The sequence below is a fragment of the Polaromonas sp. genome (assembly GCF_043778355.1).
GTDB lineage: Bacteria > Pseudomonadota > Gammaproteobacteria > Burkholderiales > Burkholderiaceae_C > Polaromonas.
The window spans coordinates 1-7666 of record NZ_JAYWHI010000081.1 but is presented as its reverse complement, the minus strand read 5'-3'; the positions used below and the strand labels follow the sequence as shown (position 1 = coordinate 7666).

The window sequence follows — 7666 nt, the reverse complement described above, 5'->3', positions numbered from 1 at the left end:
TAACCGAGCTGGTTGAGTTTTTGCAGGGCGGCGATGCTCAGGTCGAACACGCCCTCGCCGCGCTGTTTGTCGACATTGGCGGCTGAGTAACAGGGCATGGACGCCACGATATCGACGCGCTGCGCCGCGAGAAATTCAGCCAGATCTTCCTGCCCAGGTTCAAACAGGATGGTGAGGTTGCAGCGGTCGATCACGCGCACACCTTGCGCGCGCGCAGTGCGCACCAGATCGCGAAAACCCTCATGCAATTCGGGTGCGCCGCCGGTCAGGTCCAGCGTGCGCAGACCGCGTGCAGCCAGCACCTGTGGAATCAGCGCCATCGTGTCGGCGTCCATCATTTCGGTGCGGTTCGGGCCGGCGTTGACATGGCAGTGCAAACAACTCTGGTTGCATTTGTAGCCGAGGTTGACCTGCAGGGTGTCGAGCTGCTCGCGGCGGACCGCGGGGAAAGAAATTTTTTTCAGCAGGGGAAGGGTGTCGTGCATAAGTAGAGTCCGTTGGGGTTCAGGGCAGCAGCGCAGCCAGGCGTTTGCGCACCTCGGGGGCCATGGCGTCGGGCTGGGTGACCAGCGCGTTGTGCAGCGCAGTGTGGGCCTCGCTCGCTGGTTGCTCGGCGCCCAGCAGGCGAATCGCCTCAGCCACCACCTGTTGGGCGCGGCCGGCGTTTTTCAGCAGGTTGGCCAGCGCCATGTTGGCGTTGACCTGGGCCTCGCGGGGGTGCCAGCAATCGAAGTCGGTCACCATGGCCAGCGTGGTGTAGGCGATCTGCGCTTCACGGGCCAATTTCGCTTCAGGCATGTTGGTCATACCGATCACGCCCGCGCCCATGCTGCGGTACCAGTGTGATTCAGCCAAACTCGAAAACTGCGGGCCCTCAATGCACACATAGGTGCCGCCTTCGTGCAGGCTGACGCCATGGCCCGTGGCATCGGAGGCCAGCACGCCGCGCACCGCACGCGCCAGCACACCGGCGGCGGCGGGGCAGACCGGCTGCGCCATCGAGACATGGGCCACCGCGCCCTGACCAAAAAAGGTGCTGTCGCGGCGTTTGGTCAGGTCGATGAACTGGTCGGGCAGCACCATGTCCAGCGGCTTGAAGTCTTCGCGCAGCGAACCCACCGCCGACACCGAAACGATGTATCGCACGCCGAGTTGCTTCATCGCGTGGATGTTGGCGCGGTAGGGCACCTCGAAAGGCAGCAGGCGGTGGCCGCGCGCATGGCGGGCCAGGAACACGGCGGGAACACCATGGACGCTGCCGCTGACCAGCACGTCGGAGGGCGCGCCGAAGGGCGTGTCCATCACATGCTCCTGCGCGTTGTCGAGTGCGTCCATCTGGTAGAGGCCGCTGCCTCCGATGATGCCTACCAGTGCCTGGGTCATGTGCGGGGTTCCTCGTGGTGGGTGATATCTGCTCAGACGGGATTTTGAGCGGATTTTGCGGGCGCAGTGTTAGCCTCGCGTTATAACCACTCATGCTTGGTCGCTGTCGCACGGGAATTCTTACACCGTCCAGCGCAGATTTTGTAAGAATCGATGTTTTCGCCCGACAACATCCGCAGAACAAACACCGGGGACGGACTTGAATTCACGCAAACTTGTCATCGCCGTGCTGTTGCTGGCGGCCATCAGCGCCTTTTTTGCGCTGGATCTGGGTCGCTATTTGAGCCTGACCTTCCTCAAGGACAGCCAGGCGTCTTTCCAGGCGGCATTTGAGAATAACCCGGTCGGGGTGACGCTGGCGTTTCTTGTGGCCTACGTTGCGGTCACCGGCCTGTCTTTGCCGGGCGCCGTCATCATGACTTTGGCGGCTGGCGCCGGCTTTGGTCTGGTGCTGGGGACCGTGGTGGTGTCTTTTGCCTCGACGCTGGGCGCGACGCTGGCCATGCTGGCAGCGCGTTACCTGCTGCGGGACAGCATTCAGGCCCGTTTTGGCACAAGGCTGGACGAGATCAACAAGGGCATTGCGAAAGAGGGGGCTTTTTACCTGTTCTCGCTGCGGCTGATCCCGGTAGTTCCATTTTTTGCCCTCAACCTGCTGATGGGCCTGACACGCATCAGGACCTGGACCTACTTCTGGGTCAGCCAGCTCGGCATGCTGGCCGGCACCGTGGTGTATGTGAATGCCGGCACGCAGATCGCGAAGATCGACTCGCTGCAGTCGATCGTCTCGCCGGCGCTGATCGGCTCCTTTGTGCTGCTCGGCGTGTTGCCGCTGGCCGTCAACAAGCTGCTGCAATTTTTCAGGCGCCGCCAGGTCTACGCGCGCTGGACCAAGGTGCGCCCTGCGTCTTTTGACCGCAACCTCGTCGTGATCGGGGCTGGTGCCGGCGGGCTGGTGACGGCCTACATTGCGGCGGTCGTCAAGGCAAAAGTCACGCTGGTGGAAGCCCACAAGATGGGCGGCGATTGCCTGAATTACGGTTGTGTGCCGTCCAAGGCGCTGATCCGCAGCGCCAAACTCGCGCATCAGATGACGCATGGCGCCAGTTACGGCCTGAGCAATACCTCGCCGGTGTTCAGCTTCAGGGCGGTGATGCAGCGAATTCAGGCAGTCATCCGGGCGATTGAACCGCATGACAGCGTGGAGCGATACACCGGCCTGGGGGTGGAGGTGCTGCAAGGCCATGCGCGCATCATCAACCCGTGGACGGTCGAGGTGGCGCTCAACGACGGCGGCACCCAGATCCTGACAACACGCAGCATCGTGATCGCAGCGGGTGCGCGGCCGCTGGTGCCGCCCTTGCCGGGACTGGAGGCCGCAGGCTTCGTGACCAGTGACACCCTGTGGGAGACCTTCGCGCAACTCGACGAGGTGCCGCGTCGCCTGGTGATCCTCGGCGGCGGACCGATAGGGTGTGAGCTGGCGCAGGCCTTTGCCCGGCTGGGTTCACAGGTCACGCAGGTCGAGATGGCGCCACGCCTGATGTTGCGTGAGGACGAGGAGGTGTCGGAGCTGGCGCGCCAGGCCTTGACCGCCGATGGCGTGGCGGTGCTGACCGGCCACAAGGCGCTGCGCTGCGAGACATCTGCGGGTGTGAAAACCCTGGTCGTTGAACACGGTGGCAATGAACTGCGGCTGGATTTCGACCAGCTGATCTGCGCCGTCGGGCGGGTGGCACGGCTCGAGGGTTACGGGCTCGAAGAGCTCGGCATCCCGGTGCAGCGCACGGTCGAAACCAACGACTATTTGCAGACGATTTACCCCAACATCTATGCGGCGGGCGATGTGGCCGGACCCTACCAGCTGACCCATGTGGCGGCGCACCAGGCCTGGTACGCGGCGGTCAACGCGCTGTTTGGCGAGTTCAGGCTGTTCAAGGCCGACTATTCGGTGATTCCCTGGACCACCTTTATCGACCCGGAGGTGGCCCGTGTTGGCCTGAACGAGCAGGAAACCAAAGAAAAAAACATCGCGTTCGAGGTGACCCGTTATGGCATGGACGACCTGGACCGGGCCATTGCCGATGGCGAGGCGCGGGGTTTTGTCAAAGTGTTGACGGTGCCGGGCAAGGACACGATTCTGGGCGTGACCATTGTTGGCACCCACGCTGGCGACCTGCTGGCCGAGTATGTGCTGGCCATGCGGCACGGCCTGGGTCTGAACAAGATCCTTTCCACCGTCCATACCTACCCGACGCTGGCCGAGGCCAACAAATACGCGGCCGGTGAATGGAAACGCGCGAATCAGCCTCATCGATTGCTCGAATGGGTGCGCCGCTACCACGACTGGAAGCGGGGTTGACATGAAAGCTCTGGTATCCACGATTCGACACTTGGGGACCCGGCTGGCGCTTTTGGTGTACGCGCTGGCTCCCGCAATGCAGGCGCATGCCCAGGCCAGCACGCAGGGGCCTTTGCTGGCGGCGTTTTCCTCGGCCAGTGGCGTGCAGCCGCCGTCACCCTGGCGTGTGGTGGGCGTGCCGGGTGGGAAGATTTCGCTGACCGCTTACGCCCTGGTCGAGCTCGATGGGCGCAAGGTGTTGCGGGTGGAGGCGGACAAATCCTATGGCAACCTGGTGCATGACCTGCCTGCGGCCGTGCCCGAGGCCGGTGTGCAACTGCGTTGGCGCTGGCGGCTGGACGAGGCGCTGCGCGGCGGCGACCTGCGCCGCCGTGAGGGCGACGACAGCCCGCTCAAGGTGTGTGCCTTGTTCGACATGCCGCTGGACAAGCTCGGGCTGATCGAACGCAACCTGCTGCGCCTGGCACGCGCGGCCAGCGGCGAGAAGCTCCCGTCCGCCACCCTGTGTTATGTCTGGGACGGCACGCTGGCCCCCGGTACCCTGCTGTCCAATGCCTATACCGCACGTGTACGTTTTATCGTGCTGGACAGCGGAGAGCAGCGCCTGGGCCAGTGGGTCGCCCATTCGCGCAACCTCGGCGCTGATTTTCGCCGTGCCTTTGGCAAGGAAAGTGATGCCATGCCGCCCTTGCAGGCCGTGCTGGTGGGCGCTGACGCCGACAACACCGGCGGCCGCAGCCTGGGCCATGTCGGGGATGTGACACTGTCCCCCTGACAGTCACGTCGAAAGCGCGCCCGGTCTGAAACACCTGGTGCTGCTGGGCGCCGGCCATGGGCATGTGGATGTGCTGCACAGTCTGGCGCAACACCGGTTGGCCGACCTGGCCATCATCGCGATGGCCCCGTGTCCGCGTCAGCTGTGTTGGAACGCGGTTTTGTCGCCCGATACACGACCCCTGCTGAGCTCGATTGCTTGCTGAGGCGCTCTGTTTTTGATAGCTGCTTACGCTTGTGGAATAAGGGCTGGAGTCCAAAATTGCATGAAAAAACCCGCACAAGGCGGGTTGTGGTGCAAGCGTCCGGCGCTTACTTCTTGGCGGGTTCGGTCTTGGCGCCGGCCTTCACCTCAGCCTTGACTTCGGCCTTGGTGTCAGGCTTTGGGGTCACGGCGGCTTTCACGTCCTTGGCGGTTTCCTTGACCGCATCCTTGGTGGCAACGGCAGCGCCTTTGGCGGCATCTTTGGTGGCCACGGCCGCATCCTTGGCTTTCTCAGTCACCGGCTTGGCGGCCTTGACATCGGCTTTGCCGCCGGCCTTGTAGCTGGCGCCGTTAACCGTCATGCCTTCGGCCGAGAATTTGGCCGCGCTGTCAGTGCCCACACCTTTGACGCGCGTCACAAAATCATTCCAGTCCTTGAACGGCGCCTTTTTGCGCTCGGACATGATCAGTGCGGACTTGACCGGGCCAATGCCCTTGATGCCGTCGAGTTCGGCCGAGGTGGCGGTGTTGACGTCGACGGCGGCAAAGGCCATGGCGACATACATGGTGGCGACAAAGGCCAGCAGTTTCTTGAACATTGGGAAGCTCCTCATGATTGTTGAAAGCGGATGATCCCTCCTGCGAATCAGGAAGTCCCGCTTTTAACGGTTACGCAGCTCCGGGCGTTGACCGGGAGATGCAGGAACCCCCAGCATACGACCTAGCCGAGCTGGGCGAGCGTGTTCATGTAAGCAGATACACCTGTCTGGACATCTGCAAACGAATGCTTACAGCCTGCTGTCCGCAGGGCGGTCAAATCAGCCTGGGTGTAGCTCTGGTACTTGCCGACCAGTGCGGACGGAAAATCGATGTAGTCGATCAGGCCGCCGTGAGCCGCCTCTTCCAGGCTCAAGGGATTTTCACCCTGCTGGTGGCGCAGCGTGTTGACCACCGCCAGTGCCACGTCGTTGAAGGTCTGGGCTTTTCCGGTGCCGAGATTGAAAATACCGCGGGCTTCGGGGTGGTCGAGAAACCACAGGTTGACGGCGACCACGTCGTCGATAAAAACGAAGTCGCGCATCTGCCCGCCGGGCCCGTAACCGCCGTATTCGCCGAACAGCTTGACCTTGCCCTCGGCGCGAAACTGGTTGAACTGGTGGAAGGCGACGCTGGCCATGCGGCCCTTGTGCTGCTCGCGCGGGCCGTAGACATTGAAATAACGAAAGCCGGCGACCTGGGTCTGCGCCTTCTCAAAATGCGAGCCCAGCTCGCGCCGCAGCTTCTGGTCAAACAGCAGCTTGGAGTAGCCGTAGACGTTGAGCGGTTTCTCGAATTCGACCGACTCGCGGAAGGTGCTTGAGCCGCCATAGGTGGCGGCCGACGAGGCATACATCAGCCGCGTGCCCTGGGCCTGGCAGGCGTCGAACAGCTCGCAGGACAAGCTGTAGTTGTTGTCCATCATGTACTTGCCATTGGTCTCCATGGTGTCGCTGCAGGCACCTTCATGGAACACGGCCTCGACATCGCCGAAAGCCGCTTCGGCGTACAGCTCGTAAAAGTCGTCGGCGTCGATGTATTCGGCAATCTGCAGGTCCGCCAGGTTGCGGAATTTGTCGCCCTGGGTCAGGTCGTCCACCGCGATAATGTCGTCGATGCCGCGCGCATTGAGGCCCTGGATGATGTTGGCGCCGATAAAGCCGGCTGCGCCGGTGACCACGATTTTCATGAAGCTTCCTTGCGTCGATTACGCGGGTTTCAGGGTGCAGCAAACAATTCGTTGTAGCTGACGGTGGCCGTACCGAACTTGCCGACCACGATACCGCCGGCGCGATTGGCCACCGGCACGGCTTCACGCAGGCTGAGACCTGCAGCCAGGATGGCGGCCAGCGTGCCGATCACGGTGTCGCCGGCACCTGTGACGTCAAACACTTCGCGCGCCACGGCCGGCACGTGGAGCTGGCCCTGGGCGTCGAACAATGTCATGCCTTCCTCGCTGCGGGTCAGCAGCACGGCTTGCAATTGCAACTCCGCACGCAGCTTCTGGGCACGCGACTGCAGGTCGGCCTCATCGTGCCAGTGGCCGATCACCTGTTCGAGTTCAGCGCGATTCGGCGTGATGGCCGTGGCGTTTTTATAGCGTGAGTAGTCCGATCCCTTGGGGTCGACCAGCACCACCTTGCCAGCGGCGCGGGCCTGGTCAATCATCAGCGCAATGTGCGCCAGGCCCCCCTTGCCGTAGTCGGAAAACAGCACGGAGTCGTGCGCCGGCAGCAGTTTGCCGAAGGCGGCCGACTGCGAGGCCAGCACCTCGTTTTCAGGCGTGTTCTCAAAATCCAGCCGCAGCAACTGCTGCTGGCGGCCGATCACGCGCAGCTTGACCGTGGTCTTGAGCCTCGGGTCACGCCCGAAGCAGGGCGTGATGCCGGAGGCAGCGACCAGCGCTTCGAGCTGGTGGCTGGCCTCGTCGTCGCCGACCACGCTGAGCAGCGACGCACGCGCACCCACAGTCACGATGTTGTAAGCCACATTGGCCGCACCACCCATGCGTTCTTCCTGGCGCGTCACGCGCACCACAGGTACCGGCGCCTCGGGCGAAATCCGGTCCACCGCGCCATACCAGTAACGGTCCAGCATGGCATCGCCGACCACCAGCACGCGGGCTTGGGCAAGCCGCTCCCGGGACAAGTTTGAAGATGCGATCATGTTCATTAACTCTTATTCAAGCAGACACCGCGGAACTGGCTTTGCCAGGCCGCAGGTGTTGACCCCCTGGAAGGGGGTGACGCGCCGAAGGCGCGGCGCGGGGGTTAGTCAGGCATGAGCTTTTCAATCTCCTGCTGCATCGACAGCACGAGTTGACCGTAGAGCTGCAGCTTGGTGTCGTTCTCGCGCAGCCGCTGGCTCAGGCGCTGGGCCACGGCGCTGAGCAGCTTGGCCGCCGT

At 63.0% G+C, this 7666-nt stretch carries 7 protein-coding genes; 2 read left to right on the top strand and 5 right to left on the bottom strand.

Annotated elements, in window-relative coordinates:
* Both ACH2CW_RS11875 and mtnP read right to left on the bottom strand, forming a co-directional pair.
* On the bottom strand, positions 1-485 hold a 485-nt coding region (locus tag ACH2CW_RS11875; RefSeq protein ID WP_395058345.1), incomplete at its 3' end, for a radical SAM protein.
* A gap of 19 nt (positions 486-504) precedes the next feature.
* Entirely contained in the window at positions 505-1383 is an 879-nt protein-coding gene (gene mtnP, locus ACH2CW_RS11870) for an S-methyl-5'-thioadenosine phosphorylase (protein WP_395058343.1), read from the bottom strand.
* 199 nt (positions 1384-1582) lie between these two features.
* Here mtnP and ACH2CW_RS11865 point away from each other — a divergent pair, with 199 nt between their 5' ends.
* Positions 1583-3745, top strand: a complete 2163-nt coding sequence (locus ACH2CW_RS11865) for an FAD-dependent oxidoreductase (RefSeq protein WP_395058341.1) — start codon at positions 1583-1585, stop codon at positions 3743-3745.
* 1 nt (position 3746) lies between these two features.
* Positions 3747-4520, top strand: coding sequence for a DUF3047 domain-containing protein (locus ACH2CW_RS11860; RefSeq protein ID WP_395058339.1), 774 nt, complete (start codon positions 3747-3749; stop codon positions 4518-4520).
* Between the two features lie 311 nt (positions 4521-4831).
* On the opposite strand, the gene ACH2CW_RS11855 is transcribed toward ACH2CW_RS11860, so the two are convergent.
* The 3 genes from ACH2CW_RS11855 to rfaE1 all read right to left on the bottom strand — a co-directional run bounded on the left by ACH2CW_RS11855 (position 4832) and on the right by rfaE1 (position 7427).
* On the bottom strand, positions 4832-5323 hold the full coding sequence (locus ACH2CW_RS11855; RefSeq protein ID WP_395058337.1) for a ComEA family DNA-binding protein: 492 nt from the start codon (positions 5321-5323) through the stop codon (positions 4832-4834).
* A gap of 122 nt (positions 5324-5445) precedes the next feature.
* Positions 5446-6450: an ADP-glyceromanno-heptose 6-epimerase gene (gene rfaD, locus ACH2CW_RS11850; RefSeq protein ID WP_395058335.1), complete on the bottom strand. Its 1005-nt coding sequence runs from the start codon at positions 6448-6450 to the stop codon at positions 5446-5448.
* Positions 6451-6479: 29 nt separating this feature from the next.
* Entirely contained in the window at positions 6480-7427 is a 948-nt protein-coding gene (gene rfaE1 / locus ACH2CW_RS11845; protein ID WP_395058333.1) for a D-glycero-beta-D-manno-heptose-7-phosphate kinase, read from the bottom strand.
* Between the last annotated feature and the right edge of the window lie 239 nt (positions 7428-7666).